This window comes from Paenibacillus sp. GSMTC-2017 (assembly GCF_016019935.1).
GTDB lineage: Bacteria > Bacillota > Bacilli > Paenibacillales > Paenibacillaceae > Pristimantibacillus.
On the sequence record NZ_JAECMT010000005.1, the window covers coordinates 186,776 to 204,637 of the forward strand.

The window sequence follows — 17,862 nt, forward strand, 5'->3', positions numbered from 1 at the left end:
GTGCTCACAAGAGGAAAAGTTAGTGATATGCAGCAACGTGTAACTCTTCAGAACCAAGGTAAAGAATCGGCTGAAGAGCAAAAGCAAAAGTATACGACGATAAACTTCGAAGAAGCTTTGGAGCTCTGTCAAAAATATATAACAAAAGTTACAACACATGCATTCAGACGAGAGAGCGATCCTGTCCGAAAACGGGAAATGACAAAGTCTTATATTAACGAGTTTGTAGACTCACAACAGCCGATGGTAGAAGGATTTTACGATCTTGTATTGTTGAAGAGTGCACTAACCGATGAAATTACACATTATGGTCCAATAACTAAAGCGATGGAAGATCCTACAATCGATGAAATTCGAGCGAATGGACCTGATCAAATTTTTGTAGAAAGTGGCGGGAAGACGTTAAGGTGGGATCAATCGTTTACAGATCGTGAGCATATGGAGCGTATCGTTTCTAAGCTGATTGGTGTCTCAAAGGTGAGGCTGACTCCGAAAATTCCGATGGTCAACGCGCGTACGATTGAAGGGTATCGGGTGAATGCAACCCATGCAGAAATATCCCCTTATGATAACCCAGCACTCGTCATCCGGAAGTTTAGTAAAAAGAGTATATCTCCGAAAATGCTAGTACAAAATGAGTCGTTTTCGGTTAATATGTACAAGCTGTTGTCGTTAATTCCGAAATCTGATCTATCTTGGATCACGGTCGGACCAACTGGAAGTGGGAAAACGACGCTTAACGAAATATTAGTTAAGGAGATCAACCCGCTCTCTCGTATCATTACAATCGAAAATCCTTCCGAAATGCGACTTCAGCAACGTGAGGGCAATAGCATACACGGCAAAATTTTAAATGATGTACTGCAATACGAGTCGGTATCAGATGATGATGATTCAAGCCCAGCTACAATGGAGAACTTGCTTATTAATGCGATGAGACAATCGCCCCATTGGATCGGACCGGGGGAGTTGCGAACGCCGGGAGAATTTGCTACTGCACTGCGTGCAGCTCAGACGGGGCATTATTTCTTCTCGACGCTACACGCTGAAGGAGATAAGGAAGCAATCTATCGTTTCTTAACGGCATATCTTATGATCTCTAACGAACCTGCAGAATTAGCTCTTCGAAATATTTGTAGTGCTATAAAGTTCGTTATATTTCAAGAAAAGCTTGCGGATGGTACACGGAAGGTTACTGCTATATCTGAAGTGGTAGGCAGCACTGGACTAGATCCGATCATTAATCCCATTTATCGATTCGAGTGTGATGACGTACTTGAGGAAATAAAGGATGGGGTTAAACAAATTAAGATCGTAGGCAGACATCGACGGGTAGGAAAGATATCGCCCGCCATTCAACAAGCAATGCTGAAAGCAGGTATTAAAAAAAGCCGTTTCGAGTTCTATACAAAAGACCCAGTTGAAGACGAAACAGAGGTGTATGTGTCAGATGAATATGACATTAACCGTTAGTCTGTTGCTTGGTCTTGCTACATTTATCTTAATTAATGTAGTGTTCAATGTTAGGTTCTTTAGTGGATCTCTCCGCTATGTATTAGATCAAGTAGATACCATTGCAGAGCATCTTGGTAAATATAATACGAAACGTTATGTGGATCGAATTAAGCGTGAACGAATTGTTATTCAGAAGGAAAATTTATATGCCAAGTACAACCGATTGGTTGAAGGTTTAATTTTGGATTTTAATTTACCATTTACGTTAGAGAGTTTTACCTCTCTACTTTGCATTCTATTTACTGTAGTTGCTCTATTAATTGTTGTGTTGATGAAGAGTGTAACATTGTCCGTAGTATTTACGATCTCTATATTTGTCGGAATGCTCACCTTCTTCGTTATGCAATCTCGATCTATTAAAGCTGAACGATTGGAAAACATTATGGATGCGGAGGACATTATTTGTCCACTTGCACGAGAGGGGGTGCTTGTAGCAATTAAAAAGGTAATGGAAAGTGATGAATATATTAGCGCTAATCTACGACCTTATTTCCAGCAATTTATCGACAATTGTGAAAGCAATGGATATTCCTTCAAGCAAGCGATCATGCTCCTTAACAGGCAACTGGGACCTAAATTCGATAACTTCACGAAAAAGGCTATCGTATTTGAGTATAACGAGCGAAAAGGGATGGCAGACATATTTTTAGACATTGTAGATGAAAATGCGGTGTTAAGAGAGCTGAATAGTAAAAAGGATCGTATATTTCGCAGAATGAACCGAGACTTTATGATCAAACTTTTTATTGTTTTATTATTCTTTTTGTATGCTTTAACCGTAGAAGATTTCCGAATGTTTATGTTATTTAGCAATGCAGGCAAGCTAATTAATACTGCAATAATTAGTATAATCTGCTTAAGCTTTGCTAGGACGCAAGTACTTCAAGGCAATCTTGGGGCAGGTGGTACAGCGAAATGATCTTCCTATCGAAGTTTATTGCGATGCTCTCTATTCTCTATCTTATCAAGGTACTCCTACTTCCTTTAATTAAGCCAGTAAGTAGAAGTCAGAAGAAACGTGCAAGATTGTTTATGAAAGAGCGCAAGAAGGAAATGGCTCAACAGAAGTTTAGGCAACGGAAGCAGAGGCTTGCCTTAACGTATGGGAAGCATTTCATTAGTACGGGAGAGAGGGTGAGGCTCAAAAAAATGATTGACCGTCTTGACTTGCCGCTTAAGCCAGAAGAAATTCGGTTTGATCAAGTGCTTTATGTCGGTGCGGCGCTGCTTCTTACGTTGGTGATGATCAAAGTTAATGTATTGCTTGGATGTGGGGCAGCTATCTTTATTGTTCTTGGCTGGCTCTATCCGGTAGAGGAGCTTGAGAAGCGTATTGAAAAAAAGAACAAAAATATCTCTTTAGATTTCCCTGGATTTTACAGCATGGTTTATTACCAGTATGCAAAGTCTGTCAATATTCATCTAGCAGATGTTATCAAGGATTATTTGCCCAATGCCAACCCAGATATTGGAGAAGAGCTTGGGGTGATGCTCGACAATATTGATTTTGGCGAAGAATATGCATTGAAACGTTTGAAAAAGCGTGTGCCCCTCCATTATGTCATCAAGTTTTGCGATATTATGGAGATTCGTCTTAAGGGATATGATAATGTGTCCCAAATGTCTTATCTAAAAAACGAGTTAGATAGTTTCAGAATAAGAGCACTTGAGGACGAGCTATTGCAGAGGGAACGAGCGAATAGCCGTATTCAAATTGTTTTGATAGTTGTGCTGTTTATTTATATAGCCATCTATTATTTATTTACAATTATGGGCTCAATTAAATTATTCCAATAAATGATGTTATGGAGGAAAAGACGATGATGAAAAGTAAAATGCAAGCTTTTATTAAAGACGAAAGAGGAGAATTTGGTATTAAGCAAATAGCAGGTTTGGTTGCTGTTCTCGTATTTATTGGAATTATTGTGACGACTATTAGTGGTTTGTTGCCAGATTGGATTGCATATGTGTGGGGGTTGTTCACTACTTGGGTTGATAAACAATTGTAATAATTTGAGGTGAGCTAATTGCAAGGAATAGCAAAAGCTATACTCATTACACTTTTGACATCAATCGGTATCGTGCTTCTTACCAATATGGCCTTTTTCTTCCCTTGGTATTTGACGCTAGTATCTGAAACCTATTACGTTTCACAAGTGGCGGCAACTGACAATTACGTATCAAGAGCAAATTACGATGATATAAAGGATTCATTGGAAGATAAACCCATATTCTCGAAGAGGAAAGATGATATTCAAATATGGGTTCACAAATCCGAAGAGTATTCCAATCCATCTAAGAGTGCCATTCCGATCGTCGATAGAAGCGATTATAGTGATTATGTTTATGATGAGGAGAAGCCCTACCAGCAAAGAGGAGAAACGATATATGTGAAAATTGCAGCGGTATATCCTCTAAGCATTACGCTCTGGGGTGAAGAACATACCGCTGAAATTCCGGTATCCTTCAAGATGACGACGGTGGGGCTTAAGCATTACAAGGATCTTCCTTATTATGAGAATTGATAGGATGAATTCATTGTGAGATTGATTGCATATGGAATATTGTTTGTTACGCTGGCATCAATTATACTTGTCCCCTTAATTGAATTAGCAGTCGTCTATCGGGAGAAGATCGTATTAGATTCAGCGATAAGAAATGCAAGTAGAGTTGCAAAGGATCGGGCGCTTCAAACGGAAGGGATTCGGGATTTGAATGCGGATATCGATGAAGAGAAGTTTAAAACGTATTTCTCAGAAGCGTTTAGAGATGTAATGAATCTAACGGCATCATCATCTGCTGGGAACACGTTAACCTATAAGTCAACCGATGGCAGATATGAAACATTAACAGTCAATCTTCAATTCGATGAGCTATCTAAGCCAGAAGGCTTGGTTACAGAAGTTAAGGTTAGAGCAGAAGCTTCTTATATTTTCAAGACGAAGCTGATGCGAACAGTAGAAGAAGTTAATCCAGCGGTTAACTATCAACTCGTGACGGAACGGGAGTATGTTCTGACTGTGAGAAATTGAGGAGAATTGCGATCTATGGACTACGTCATGGTAACTTTTCAGTTCGGGAGCAGTAATCCGATTGATCTCAAACTTCCTACCTTCGTGATCGTTGAGGAACTTCTAGTCATTCTTCATGAGGCAGTCGGCTCTCCTGCAGGAAGAGATCATATTTTGCAGGCGGAGCCGCTTGGAAGAATATTGAACAATAATCGGACGCTTGAGGAAGAGGGAGTCACTCAAGGCACTCTGCTTACTCTCGTCTGAGAAGGAGCAATGGAATGACAGGTAATATTCCGAATGGTGGTCTCGTACTCCAAGTAAGGGACCATCTCATCGTTACGGATGTAAAGAGTTATTCCGGAACGAGATTGTTGTCGATTGATTCTAATGAGACGAAGCAGAAAGCAACGGACAGCCTGCTATGGTATATGAACACGGATGGAATTGCGGTGTATTATAGCAACCAGAGAAAAGGTCATGCCTTATACCGTTTGTTGATCGACTCTATGAGTGATGAATTGCTGCTCAACAAGCCATGTGGCCACATTGTTCTTCATAAGGATTGGATCTATTACATAGACGAGAATAGTCAACATCTTTATCGCTGCCATATGAATGGACAGGAAGATCGAGTCGTTGTTAAAGATAAAATATGGAGCTTTGTTCTCGTGAACGGCAAGATCATTTATTCAACGCCAATGGGAATAAAGATGTGCGATGAATCTAGCTCATCTCATGAACTTATAACAGATGCCACTGGTTATCTACTTATCCGAGTGGGGGAGAGAATTGCATTTTCTAATCAAAAGGGGAACGATGCTCTAACTCTTATGGGATTGGATGGCAGTCACCCGGTTACTGTTGATGGGATACAGGCAGCAAGCTTAAATACCGACGGAGAATATATCTATTGTACGAATGCTCTAAACAATCGAAGTATATACCGAGTAGATCCGATTAGTTTAAGAAATATACGTATATCGGGGCAAAGCGCTGACTACTTGCATATTTTTCGAAATACCCTCTATTATTGCAGCGACCACGAATGGTACCAGCTGTCACTTTCTGGAGGAGAAGCGACCAAAATCATTCTGTGAGGTGAATGCGTGATTGAATATGAATTTTAGTCGCCAACCAAGATTTCTACCAGACTTCCCACAAGGTGAGGTCGAAGTTCCTGACCCGCCAATACTGAACGAAAAGCCCGAAATAGGCTGGTTCGGATTGCTGATCCCGCCAGCGGTTATGCTTGTTGTTACATTGTTAATTGCTATGACGAATCAATCACTATATATGTTGTTATCTATTTCGATGACTATTATGACATTAATAGGTTCACTTGCTGGAGCTGCCAGCCAAATTAAGAAATATAAGAATAAAAAGAAGGAACGTGAAGAGAAATATCTTCAGTTTATTACGGATACGAGAAGTGAACTTGCAATCGCGAAGGAACAACAAACAAAAGCGATGAACGAAATGTATCCAAACCCATCCGATTGTGTGCAAAGAATTATACGTACAGACAATAAGCTATGGGAGAAAACACCATCCCACAGAGATTTTTTATCGTTAAGACTTGGCTTAGGCAGTTCACCTCTAGAAATGCGAATCAATTACACAAAACAGGCGGTAATACTCGACACAGATCCACTACTTATGGAACCGCAACGACTTGCACAAGAGTACGAAAAAATACCTCAAGTTCCAATCACCATGAACCTACTAGAAAAAGAAATATGCGGAATTGCCGGTGAGACCGATAAGACGACTGAAATGCTGGAAGTGCTGCTCTTACAAATTATCACTCACCACGGATATGACGATGTGAGAATCATCATGCTAACCAACGAAGAAAATGTACAGAGATGGAGATGGACCAGATTTTTGCCACATATTTGGGATGATAGCTTTGGAGCGAGATTTCTGCTCTGTGGCAAGGCGATGGCACATCAAACATTGTCTGCGCTTTATAACGTCTTGAAGGAAAGAGAAATGAGAGCACAAGGTGGAGCAACATTGCCACACTATGTATTTATAGTGGAAGATCCTACGTTGCTTGAGAATGAACATATTAGCAAATATCTTTACAATGGATCATCCAAATTAGGTGTATCGACAATCTTTATTTCCCAGAACAAATCTTATCTCCCGATGAATTGTAACGTCGTTGTTAACTTACAGGGGAAAAGTGGGGAGATGGCAGATCGAATAACCGGCAAAAAAACATTGTTTGCTCCAGACCTGACACAAGTTAAAGATCTAGAAGACGTTGCTAGAAAGCTTGCGCCGCTTCGTATTAAAAATACGAATGCAAATTTCAGTTTGACCGCTTCCATCACACTTCTAGAAATGCTTCAAGTGAAAAGAGTTACTGATTTGAATGTTACTTCACTTTGGCGCCGGAATCGTACGTATATGGGGATGAGTGTACCTATTGGGGCAAAAGCAGGTGGAGCATTATTTCATCTGGATATGCATGAGACTGGATTCGGTCCGCATGGTCTAGTCGCGGGAACAACGGGATCTGGAAAGAGTGAGCTGCTGCAAAGCATCATCATTTCTCAAGCTATTCATTATCATCCTCATGATATCGTATTTGTCCTTATTGATTATAAGGGCGGCGGTATGGCAGACGTATTCAAAGGTATGCCTCATCTAGTAGGTACGATTACAAATTTGGATGGAAACCAAACGACTAGAGCATTGTTATCGATAAAGAGCGAGCTAATGACTAGACAACGTGTATTTTCGAAGTACGGTGTGAATAACATCGACAAGTACCAAAAACTCTATTATAGCGGCTCGGTTAGTGGAATGCCTCCTGTCCCGCATCTTATTATGATTGCCGATGAGTTTGCAGAATTAAAGCAAGACAAGCCTGACTTTATGAAAGAGCTTGTTAGTACAGCGCGGGTGGGACGAAGTCTTGGTGTTCATCTTATATTGGCAACACAAAAGCCTGCTGGCGTTGTCGATGATCAAATATGGAGTAACTCAAAGTTCAAAATCTGTTTGAAAGTACAAGATGAAGCGGATAGTAAAGATGTTATTAAACGTCCAGATGCAGCATTGATCAAGGAGCCAGGACGTGCATACATTCAGGTAGGAAACGATGAAGTGTTCGAATTGTTCCAATCGACTTTCTCTGGAGCAAATTACGATCCTGATGGCGAACAGCAGAAGTCTGAGAATAAGTCTAAGCGAGTATTTAAGGTAGCGCTTAATGGCGGTCAAGAACAAATTTATCCTTTGTTCGAAGAGAAGATAAAAAATGATGAGACCGTATCACAGCTCTTAGCGATGGTGGAGCATATTAAGAAGGCTGCGGAAAGCTCGAATATAGAATCTCTCAAGGGACCTTGGCTTCCTCCATTACCTGAAAAAATTAATCTGGATAGTGTTCTATCATACGACCAGCAGAAAAAAGCGATAACAAAAAGAGACGCATTGTTCAGTGTGCCGATTGGAATTGCTGATGATCCAAGATCCCAAACGCAAAATATTTTGGAAATAGATTTTGCTAATGAAGGTAACTTATTCGTATATGGTAGTTCAGGAACGGGGAAGACAGTCCTTATAAAAACAATATGTCTTTCCGTTGCTCTTCATTATTCTCCTCAAGACGTTCATATCTATATATTGGATTTCGGGGGCAATACTCTGAAGTCGTTGCAGAAGTTGCCGCATGTAGGTGGAGTTGTAACGATCGAGCAAGAGGAGCGTTTGGAACAATTTCTACTCTTTATGTTCCGCATCATTGAGGAGCGCAAGTTATTATTTGAGGTTGGTAATTACGAAGGATTTAATGATTATAGAAAAACAGGGGAAGCTCTCCCGGCAATATTAATAGCAGTTGACAACTATTATGCACTTTCAGAGACGTACGAAGATGCAGATGATCGCATGATTCTATTAGCAAGGGAAGGCGCAAGATACGGTATTTATTTGGTTGCTAACTCTTCCAATACGACATTAATCCGGTACAAGCTATCTGTAAACTTCAAACAAGCGATCAGCTATCAGATGACAGATAGGTCAGAGTACGATGGTATTGTAGGCAGAACAGAAGGGCTTGAGCCTTCGAAGGTTGTAGGCAGGGGATTAGTGAGAGGCCAGCCACCACTAGAGTTCCAAACCGTTTTCCCAGATATGATGGATATATCAACAGAACAGCTCATTGCTAACATTGCTGGAGCAGCCTCAGGTCGAGCTACTCCGATTCCTATGATGCCAGCCGAAATAAATCTTCAGCAGATACAGGAACAAAGCGAGCAACTTGCAATTGGATTATCTCATCAAGATCTTCAACCAGTATGGCTCGATATTAAAGCTACACCTGTTGTGATGATAGCTGGAGATTCTGGATCAGGTAAAAGTACATTATTAACTTCATGGATCAGAATGATGCACCAGAAAGACGAGCGTACTAAAGTGTATGCTCTCGATTCAGCAAGCCTAGGATTATTTTCGATTATGAATGAGCCTTATATTACAGATCTAGCAACCTTCGAGGATATGTTTGAATTTACAACAGAGATAAAGGATATATTAGCTGATCGAAGAGCGCAATTGGTGGCATGCCGTACTGCTGGCGAAGATGTTATAAGCTTACAGCAAACATGGGATCCTATTATATTTGCATTTGATCAACTAAGCAGCTTTACCGATAATGATATGTTTTCCTTGCATGAATTGATTGAACGTATAGTCAAACAAGAGCGCGGGATGAACATGATTGTATTAGCTGCTGACAATGCAGCAGAGATGAGTTCAAACTGGAGCATGCTTGGTAAGGCAATACGAGAGGAACAGGTCGGAGTCTTCCTTGGAAGGCTGAAGGAACAGAACGTATACAATGTAAGTCTTCCTTTCGGTACACAAGAGAGGGATGCGCAGCTCGGCGATGGATATTTTATAGTGAAAAATAAGTACATAGGGCTGCGTCACGGTATCGTTCATGATGCTGGGAAGTAGTAGGGAGCGCAATTAGGGAGGGTGTTTATATGTATATCAGCCCAAGTATCATCAATATCAAGTCAATGGAAATTAGTAGAATGAAAAGTGATGTAACGGGTGTAAAAAGGGATGTAGAAGGGCTAATGTCGGAATCAACGTCTTACTGGAAGGGAAAAGCTTCGGAATCCTTTATGGAGAGTGGAAGGGGAATTGCATCAAGCATCTCATCCATTAACCAGACAGTAGATGAGCTTGTTAATGCGTTAAGGTATCTTAGCAATGAAGTTTCCAGAGCAGATGATGATCGGGAAGCAAAAGCAAGAGAGACGCAACGTTTAATAGATTTAGCAAAAGCGGAAGCCAAAAAGAAGGGCAAATAAGTATGGATACTTGATTTATTTTTGAAGGGAGGTGAAACTATGTCAAAGGATTTGAAATTTAGCCCGGAACAAGCATCCCAAGTCGCAAGTAGTATTAAGAAGAAGGCAGATAATGCAGATGCTCTAATCGAGCAACTATCAAGAGAGATCGCTGCGGTAAGCGGTTGGTGGTCTGGAGAATCTCAAACAGCATTCGTAGATCAATTTAATACGCTTAAACCAAGCTTCAAAAAGATGATTGAGTGTGTTGGTACAATCAGTACCAACCTTACAGAAATCGCGAGGATTAAGGGAGAAGCAGAAACGCAAATTGCGAGTAAGCTTCGTTCAAAATAATAACTTCTGAAGACAAGGTAGACATAATCTACCTTGTCTTATTTCTAGTTCATACGTGACAGTCTCTAACAGATGGAGGATGAAGAAAATGCAACTATCCGAGGAGCAATATTGGTTATTTGCAAGCAACGGATCCACGCATGAGCTTCAAGAGGTAATGCAGCTATCGATTAGAAATCAGCTTAAGCTGGAGCATATAGATGCAGTTGCTTATAGTGGGGCGAATGATAACACCCTTATTGTATTGACATGTACGAGTAGCGATATTCAGCAAGGTATGAATTTATTGTATGCAACGAAATCAACTGCTCATATTCAACTTGAACAGTTTATTAGAACGAATGTAACGGCAGGAAATAGCAGCATAACAGGATATGGAATTGGCGGAGCATTAGGTTTGTATTATGGAGCGACCATGGATGGTTTGACCGGGGTAGTTTTTGATGCACCTGGCATTAGTAAACTTTTATCTCAGACTGAACTCGATAATTTATCGATTTGTAATATTATTGGGACGAATAGTCTCTTGCCGACAATAGGGAGACATCCGAACAACGTAAGATTTGCTGATTTACCTGAGAAGACTGAACATAAGTTTGCTTTTGATTCAGCTGGTAACGTCAGATTGGGTAAACCTAGTGAGCTGTTTCGAAATATGGAGAAGATTTCAAGCTTTGATCTTGGTCATAACAGAAAAGTTAGAACACTTGTACAATTGATCAGTGGTATAAAAGATCAGAATTTGAGTATAGCAGTAGATGATGATGTCTATTTCTATTATGCACTTCATCAGCTTGATATGAATGGGATTGTACAAGCAATACCGGACATATTAAACCATTACAGCTTCGTCCTTCATCAGATACTAACAGATTGGCGAGTCAGTGTTCAGGAAATGCTAAATAATGTCGCTGATAGACAAGCGGAACCGCTTGTTCAACATTCGGTTCTCGTTAGCCAGCATATAACCGAATTTACCAAGTCGTTCTATGAGGACATAGAATCATTGATGACAATCGTTATGCTGCAATCGATGAATCGACATATTGGCTTGGAGAAGCTGGAATCAACTATGAGTAAGTTTGCTGCTGAATTAGAGGAACGAATGATAGATACAACGAATCAGCTTTCCCAAATGCTTGAGACGATTATTATGAAGAAGCTTGAGATAAGGGACAATAGATTACGTAATTCAAGTGTCCAGAGTAAGTCTATTGTAGAGAAGAAGTAATACACCAGCGCCTTGCCATCAACTTGCAGTTAGAGTTAAAAAATGAAACTAAACGGGGTGGAATGATGAAAACCAATTTAAGAAAGGTGGTCATATGGATGATGTTGTTACCGCTGATAGCGATAATAGGCTGTGGATCTGAGCCAAAAGAGAATAAGTATGATAAAGCTTCGGCAAGAATACTAGAGGCGCTTGAGGAGAAGTACGGAGAAAAGTTCGAGATGGATAAGATTGGCGGAGCATTTGGGACGGTCAACAGCAATACGATTAAAGCAATCGTAAGACCAAAAAAAGATTCGCGGATTATGGTAGAAGTGGAAATAACGAAAGATTTGAAGGATGTATATGACAAATATTTGAATGAAACGGTAGCTAGAAGTAATGAGCAGCCAATAGAAGAATTGGCGAAGCAAATTTGGCCAGATGCTAGAGTTGCATTAACAAATGATACAGTCTGGACGTATCCGACCCAATCAGATACGAGCATGTCTTATGAGGAATTTGTTAAGCTATATCCAACCAATTGGCAGCTTGTTTTTGTTTATATTAATACTTCAAAATATGTTGATATAAAAGGAGAGCTGAATGAAGATGCGGAACTTAAAAAATATAAACAATTCAAAGAACTATTAGTAAATAACAAATACATAAGAAGCTCAGTTGGAATAGACTATTTATCGGAAGATGCATATTTAAGAATAGATGAAATTTTAAATACCCATGCTGTACCTGGGATAGTATTCACAAAAGAAGAGGAAGTAGATACAAAAGTGAACTATTTGACACAAGTAGGTTTTCATATACTGGAACAAGGAGAATTAAAGGAAACGGATGAAGAGATAAAAGAATATTTTAAAATATGGAGTGAGAAACGAAATGATTATTTCGATGATAAAAAGAGGGAGGAGTAGAAATGTCTTCAATAAATGAGGTTGACCTTAAAAAACTTTCGCAATTAGTTTATTTAGATGTTTTAAAGTCAGATGGAAATTTTACAGAGTTATCTAGATTATATTCACTACAAAACAAATCAATCACTTTAGCACAACTATCCGAGTACTTTTTATCTAATGAAAAAGGAAAAGCTTTAATCGAAGAACGATTTGGCGAGAAGCTAAACGGACAAAATGAGGCAACGTATTGGTTTAATCTGTTAAAGGAAATAAGTGAGAACAAGGAAATGCGAGATTGGCAAATAAAAAATGTTAAGCCGAATACAGAAAAAGGCTTCTCTGCATTCACGATTCAAACGGATAAAAATGATCCATCAACCCAAATTATCGCATTCCGCGGAAGTGAACCGATGGATAGGCCAGAGCACTGGAATGATTGGTCGAACAATTTAAAGACGATGTATCTACTCCAAGCCCCTCAACAAGAAGAAGCAGCAGCATATGTAAATAAGTTGCTTTCAGATAATCCAACTATCAAATCACTTTACTTAACGGGACATTCATTAGGTGGCAATCTTGCCCTCTATTCGGGTATTACTCTGTCTGCGGAGGATCAGAAAAAGCTAGTGACAGCAACGACATTTAACGCGCCAGGATTTAATCGTGATGTGTTAACTACCTATCAACAATCAATTGCGAATTTGAACAATCAAGGGAAATTGACGGAATATCGGAATGCACAGGATATTGTTCCAGCGTTGTTTCATAATCCATCCGCAGGTGTATATGTGCAATCGACATTTTCAAATACGGATTATTTGGGTAGCCACTCCTTATTTGCAACTGCAATGAATGCAGATGGCACAGGGTTTCTACTAGATAGCGATCAGAGCTTTAAGTTAATTCCTCAAAAGGTACAACAATTAACTCAGGCAGCAGAATCATTACCATATGATGTAAAGGCAATGTTAGTTGAAGAGATTGACAAGATCAAGACTGAAGGATTTGACCTCGTGAGAGCGATGTCAGTCTATCAGGAGGTGAAACCTGAGCTAAAGACGCTCATAGATGAGCTTGGTGCAGCAGTTGCAGTTTTTGCATATGAATATGTACGTTATGACTTGCTAGATATGATTGAGGATAAACTTTTAGATGCAAGAGATACAGGGGTTAATCTCATTAAGGCTGGAGTATCGAATGGTATGAACATTATGGAGACATGGATTAACGGAAAAATAGAGACAGCTCAGTTGCCATCTAGTTGGAAACAAAATTTGCAATCGACTATTTCGGGTATGTTTACTGGAATGGAGCAAAGATTTAATGATTTATTGGATCGTGTTGTGGCATGGCATGAGCGAACGGTTAGGAAGTGGATAGATATATGTAAGCAGGCGGTTACTCGGATTGTTTCCGCAGTAAAAGATACTGCTACTAGCATCTGGGGTAAAGCGAAAGCGTTTATTGCAGACATGAAAGACTTTGTAGAGAAGAAAGTGGATGACATAGAAGCAGCTGCCTATAAAGCAGGAACATTGCTCGCCATTGGAGTAGGTAATGTCCAGAGAGGATCGAAACTACTCGTTAATATGCACAAAATGGAAGAGTTAGAGAGGAAGCTGAGGCGTAAAGAAGAAGCAATACTTACCGTGATCGCGGAGATAATTAAGCGAGCAGACTACTTAACTGAACAAACGAATCGAGGGTATAAGGAGACGAATGTTCAAACGAAGCTAAGAAATGTAATAGCCGTACGTGACAAATTACGTAAAGAAAGTGTTGTATTAGGAGAGCGGATAAAAAAGCTAGCTGATGGGGTTAAGGAAGCGAATGCCCTGTACAACCAAATGGAAAAGTCGCTTAAGTCAACGATAATGAGATCGTTAACATTCAGATAACAACTAGCGATCAAAAGTAACTGTGAGTTTCAAAATTGAAACTAAAAGAGGTGGAATGATGAAAACCAAAATAAGAAAGGTGGTTATATGGATGATGATGTTACCGCTACTCACAATAATAGGTTGTGAATCTGAACCGAAAGAGAACAAGTATGATAAAGCTTCGGCAAAGATACTGGAAGTGCTTGAGAAGAAGTATGGAGAAGAGTTCGAGATAGATAAGATTGGCGGAGCATTTGGGACGGTCAACAGCAATACGATTAAAGCTACGGTGAGACCGAAAAGGGATGTGCGGATATTCTTCGAAGTAGAAATAACGAAAGATTTGAAGGATGTGTATGACAAGTATTTGAATGAAATGGTAGCCAGGAGTAATGAGCAACCGATAGAAGAATTGGCGAAACAAATATGGCCTGATGCTAGAGTGGCACTTACGAATGATACGGTATGGACATATCCGACGCATTCAGATACGAGTATGGCGTATGAGGAATTTGTAAAGCTATATCCAACCAATTGGCAGCTTACACATGTGTATCTGAATGTTTCTAACTATATGGATAAAACAGGTGTAATAAATGAAGATGTTGAGATGAAGAAATTTAAAGCTTTTGCTAGGTTACTAGTTGAAAGTAAAAATATAAGAAGTTCGTTAAGTATTGTGTATTTGTCAGAGGAAGCATACAAAAGATTTGATGAAATAAAATCTACAACGTTTGATATAGGAGACGTTTACTGGGGCGAAGATGAGGAACAAAATAAAAATAATTATATCACTATAGTTGGATATAAGATTCTTGAAACAGGTGCTATAAAACAATCTGATGAAGAAATACGGGAGTTTTTTGAAACGTGGAAGGAAAAACGATTGTTATATATTCAAAGAGAAGGTGATTAACCAATGAATAAAGTTAATGAAGTTGATCTGCAAAAGCTTTCGCAATTAGTTTACTTAGACATAGCATCTAGCCAAGGTAAAGGTACGGATCTATCGGACTTATATAAACAACAAGGAAAATCTATTACCATAGCCCAACTAACTGAGTACTTTTTATCTAATGAAGAAGGAAAAGCTTTAATCGAAGAACGATTTGGTGAGAAGCTAAATGGACAAAATGAGGCAACGTATTGGTTTAATCTGTTAAAGGAAATAAGTGAGAACAAGGAAATGCGAGATTGGCAAATAAAAAATGTTAAGCCGAATACAGAAAAAGGCTTTTCTGCATTCACGATTCAAACGGATAAAAATGATCCATCAACCCAAATTATCGCATTTCGCGGAAGTGAACCGATGGATAGGCCAGAGCACTGGAATGATTGGTCGAACAATTTAAAGACGATGTATCTACTCCAAGCCCCTCAACAAGAAGAAGCAGCAGCATATGTAAATAAGTTGCTTTCAGATAATCCAACTATCAAATCACTTTACTTAACGGGACATTCATTAGGTGGAAATCTTGCTCTTTATTCGGGATTCACTCTGTCTGCAGAGGATCAGAAAAAGCTAGTGTCAGCAACGACATTTAACGCACCAGGATTTAATCGAGATGTGTTAACTACCTATCAACAATCGATTGCAAATTTAAACAATCAAGGGAAATTGACGGAATATCGGAATGCACAGGATATTGTTCCAGCGTTGTTTCATAATCCATCCGCAGGTGTATATTTGCAATCGACATTTTCAAATACGGATTATTTGGGTAGCCACTCCTTATTTGCAACTGCGATGAATGAAGATGGCACAGGGTTTCTATTAGATAGCGATCAGAGCTTTAAGTTAATCCCTCAGAAGGTACAACAATTAACTCAGGCAGCAGAATCATTACCGTATGATGTAAAGGCAATGTTAGTTGAAGAGATTGACAAGATCAAGACTGAAGGATTTGACCTCGTGAGAGCGATGTCAGTCTATCAGGAGGTGAAACCTGAGCTAAAGACGCTCATAGATGAGCTGGGTGCAGCAGTTGCAGTTTTTGCATATGAATATGTACGTTATGACTTGCTAGATATGATTGAAGATAAACTTTTAGATGCAAGAGATACAGGGGTTAATCTCATTAAGGCTGGAGTAGCGAATGGTATGAATTTTTTGGAGACATGGATTAACGGAGAGATAGAGACGTCTCAGTTGCCATCTAGCTGGAAACAAAATTTGCAATCCACTATTTCGGGTATGTTTACCGGGATGGAGCAAAGATTTAATGATTTATTGGATCGTGTTGTGGAATGGCATGAACGAACGGTCAGGAAGTGGATAGATATATGTAAGCAGGCGGTTACTCGGATTGTTTCCGCAGTAAAAGATACTGCTACTAGCATCTGGGGTAAAGCGAAAGCGTTTATTGCAGACATGAAAGACTTTGTAGAGAAGAAAGTGGATGACATAGAAGCAGCGGCCTATAAAGCAGGAACCATGCTCGCCGTTGGTGTTGGAACTGTCCAAAGAGGATCGAAAATACTCGTTACTATGTACAAAATGGAAGAATTAGAGAGGAAGCTGAGGCGTAAAGAAGAAGCAATACTTACCGTGATCGCGGAGATAATTAAGCGAGCAGACTACTTAACTGAACAAACGAATCGAGGGTATAAGGAGACGAATGTTCAAACGAAGCTAAGAAATGTAATAGCCGTACGTGACAAATTACGTAAAGAAAGTGTTGTATTAGGAGAACGGATAAAAAAGCTAGCTGATGGGGTTAAGGAAGCAAATGCTCTGTATAACCAAATGGAAAAGTCGCTTAAGTCAACGATAATGAGATCGTTAACATTCAGATAACAACCGAATGAAAGCTGAGGAGAGATGAAGAATGAAAACAATGGTGAAACGGATTCGACTAAGTATGTTGGTATTAATTGCAGCGACATTGCTACTGACAAGCTTTCAAGTGTATGCGGCATTTCCTTTGCGAGTTGTAGTAAACAATGAACTGATTTCGTTCCCAGATGCACAGCCATATATCGATAAAAAAGATCGAACAATGGTGCCCGTACGATTTGTAAGTGAAGCGCTTGGAGCAGAAGTGAAATGGAACGATAAAGAAAAGAAAGTGACGATCACACAAGGGAAAACGAAGGTAGTATTGAAAATTGGAAACAAGTCACTAGATGTAAACGGTAAAGTGGAGCAAATGGATACGGTAGCGATCAAAAGCAACGAAAGAACGTTTGTACCGGTACGCTTCGTCAGCCAGGCTCTTGGCGCTACGATCAAATGGGATGAAGCAGTTACTACGGTTTATATTACGACAGGTGGAAAAGAAGTAAAAGATCCAAAAGGAACTGAGGATGTAGCAGGATTTACTGTTCCACTCGATATTGATTTATTGGCTGTAGAAGAAAGTTGGGGCGGCGATGGTGAAGCCATGTTCCAAGTGAATTTGCTACGGGCAAATGTGAAGAAACAAATTGAGGATCTATCTAGCATCTTGCTACAGAAATGTGATCAATCCACGGTAGATGCTGTTGTTGCACACATATCGAAGAAAAAGAAACGTTTTGATTTCCTTGAGCACAAATATATCTTCGATGAGCGCAGTAAAAGGTATATCTACATTCTTGAATCAGAAACGGAAGATATAAACATTCTTTATATGGTTGATGGCATAAAGTTGGTCAATACATAGAATTTGGGGGAGT

17 protein-coding genes are annotated in these 17,862 nt (G+C 39.6%); all 17 read left to right on the plus strand.

What is annotated here, in order from left to right:
* The 17 genes from I6N90_RS19810 (at nucleotide 1) to I6N90_RS19890 (ending at nucleotide 17,849) form a co-directional block, all read left to right on the plus strand.
* Entirely contained in the window at nucleotides 1-1,473 is a 1,473-nt protein-coding gene (locus tag I6N90_RS19810) for an ATPase, T2SS/T4P/T4SS family (protein WP_197937386.1), read from the plus strand.
* Nucleotides 1,451-2,434 carry a hypothetical protein gene (locus tag I6N90_RS19815; RefSeq protein ID WP_197937387.1) on the plus strand — a complete coding sequence of 328 codons (984 nt, stop codon included), beginning with the start codon at nucleotides 1,451-1,453 and terminating at the stop codon, nucleotides 2,432-2,434. Before I6N90_RS19810 ends, I6N90_RS19815 begins: the two co-directional genes overlap by 23 nt.
* Nucleotides 2,431-3,312, plus strand: coding sequence for a hypothetical protein (locus I6N90_RS19820; protein ID WP_197937388.1), 882 nt, complete (start codon nucleotides 2,431-2,433; stop codon nucleotides 3,310-3,312). Before I6N90_RS19815 ends, I6N90_RS19820 begins: the two co-directional genes overlap by 4 nt.
* A 23-nt stretch (nucleotides 3,313-3,335) precedes the next feature.
* The gene (locus I6N90_RS19825) at nucleotides 3,336-3,524 is read left to right on the plus strand and encodes a hypothetical protein (RefSeq protein WP_197937389.1); all 189 of its coding nucleotides are present in this window, start codon (nucleotides 3,336-3,338) and stop codon (nucleotides 3,522-3,524) included.
* 18 nt (nucleotides 3,525-3,542) lie between these two features.
* The gene (locus I6N90_RS19830) at nucleotides 3,543-4,040 is read left to right on the plus strand and encodes a hypothetical protein (protein ID WP_197937390.1); all 498 of its coding nucleotides are present in this window, start codon (nucleotides 3,543-3,545) and stop codon (nucleotides 4,038-4,040) included.
* A 15-nt stretch (nucleotides 4,041-4,055) separates the two neighbouring features.
* On the plus strand, nucleotides 4,056-4,547 hold the full coding sequence (locus tag I6N90_RS19835; RefSeq protein WP_197937391.1) for a hypothetical protein: 492 nt from the start codon (nucleotides 4,056-4,058) through the stop codon (nucleotides 4,545-4,547).
* A 15-nt stretch (nucleotides 4,548-4,562) separates the two neighbouring features.
* On the plus strand, nucleotides 4,563-4,793 hold the full coding sequence (locus I6N90_RS19840) for an EsaB/YukD family protein (protein ID WP_197937392.1): 231 nt from the start codon (nucleotides 4,563-4,565) through the stop codon (nucleotides 4,791-4,793).
* Between the two features lie 14 nt (nucleotides 4,794-4,807).
* Nucleotides 4,808-5,626: a DUF5050 domain-containing protein gene (locus I6N90_RS19845; protein ID WP_197937393.1), complete on the plus strand. Its 819-nt coding sequence runs from the start codon at nucleotides 4,808-4,810 to the stop codon at nucleotides 5,624-5,626.
* Nucleotides 5,627-5,645: 19 nt separating this feature from the next.
* Nucleotides 5,646-9,503 (plus strand): type VII secretion protein EssC, encoded by a 3,858-nt coding sequence (gene essC / locus I6N90_RS19850; RefSeq protein WP_232243202.1) that lies wholly within the window; start codon nucleotides 5,646-5,648, stop codon nucleotides 9,501-9,503.
* 65 nt (nucleotides 9,504-9,568) lie between these two features.
* Complete coding sequence (locus I6N90_RS19855) at nucleotides 9,569-9,865, plus strand: hypothetical protein (RefSeq protein ID WP_232243180.1); 297 nt, start codon at nucleotides 9,569-9,571, stop codon at nucleotides 9,863-9,865.
* Nucleotides 9,866-9,904: 39 nt separating this feature from the next.
* Complete coding sequence (locus tag I6N90_RS19860) at nucleotides 9,905-10,201, plus strand: WXG100 family type VII secretion target (RefSeq protein ID WP_197937396.1); 297 nt, start codon at nucleotides 9,905-9,907, stop codon at nucleotides 10,199-10,201.
* Nucleotides 10,202-10,280: 79 nt separating this feature from the next.
* Complete coding sequence (locus I6N90_RS19865) at nucleotides 10,281-11,432, plus strand: hypothetical protein (protein ID WP_232243181.1); 1,152 nt, start codon at nucleotides 10,281-10,283, stop codon at nucleotides 11,430-11,432.
* 98 nt (nucleotides 11,433-11,530) lie between these two features.
* A complete protein-coding gene (locus I6N90_RS19870; RefSeq protein WP_197937398.1) occupies nucleotides 11,531-12,343 on the plus strand; it encodes a hypothetical protein in 813 nt (270 codons plus the stop codon).
* A gap of 2 nt (nucleotides 12,344-12,345) precedes the next feature.
* Nucleotides 12,346-14,223, plus strand: coding sequence for an Mbeg1-like protein (locus I6N90_RS19875; RefSeq protein WP_197937399.1), 1,878 nt, complete (start codon nucleotides 12,346-12,348; stop codon nucleotides 14,221-14,223).
* A gap of 91 nt (nucleotides 14,224-14,314) precedes the next feature.
* Nucleotides 14,315-15,121, plus strand: coding sequence for a hypothetical protein (locus I6N90_RS19880; protein WP_232243182.1), 807 nt, complete (start codon nucleotides 14,315-14,317; stop codon nucleotides 15,119-15,121).
* 3 nt (nucleotides 15,122-15,124) lie between these two features.
* Complete coding sequence (locus I6N90_RS19885; protein ID WP_197937401.1) at nucleotides 15,125-17,002, plus strand: Mbeg1-like protein; 1,878 nt, start codon at nucleotides 15,125-15,127, stop codon at nucleotides 17,000-17,002.
* A 31-nt stretch (nucleotides 17,003-17,033) separates the two neighbouring features.
* Nucleotides 17,034-17,849: a stalk domain-containing protein gene (locus tag I6N90_RS19890; RefSeq protein WP_197937402.1), complete on the plus strand. Its 816-nt coding sequence runs from the start codon at nucleotides 17,034-17,036 to the stop codon at nucleotides 17,847-17,849.
* The last annotated feature ends 13 nt before the right edge of the window (nucleotides 17,850-17,862 follow it).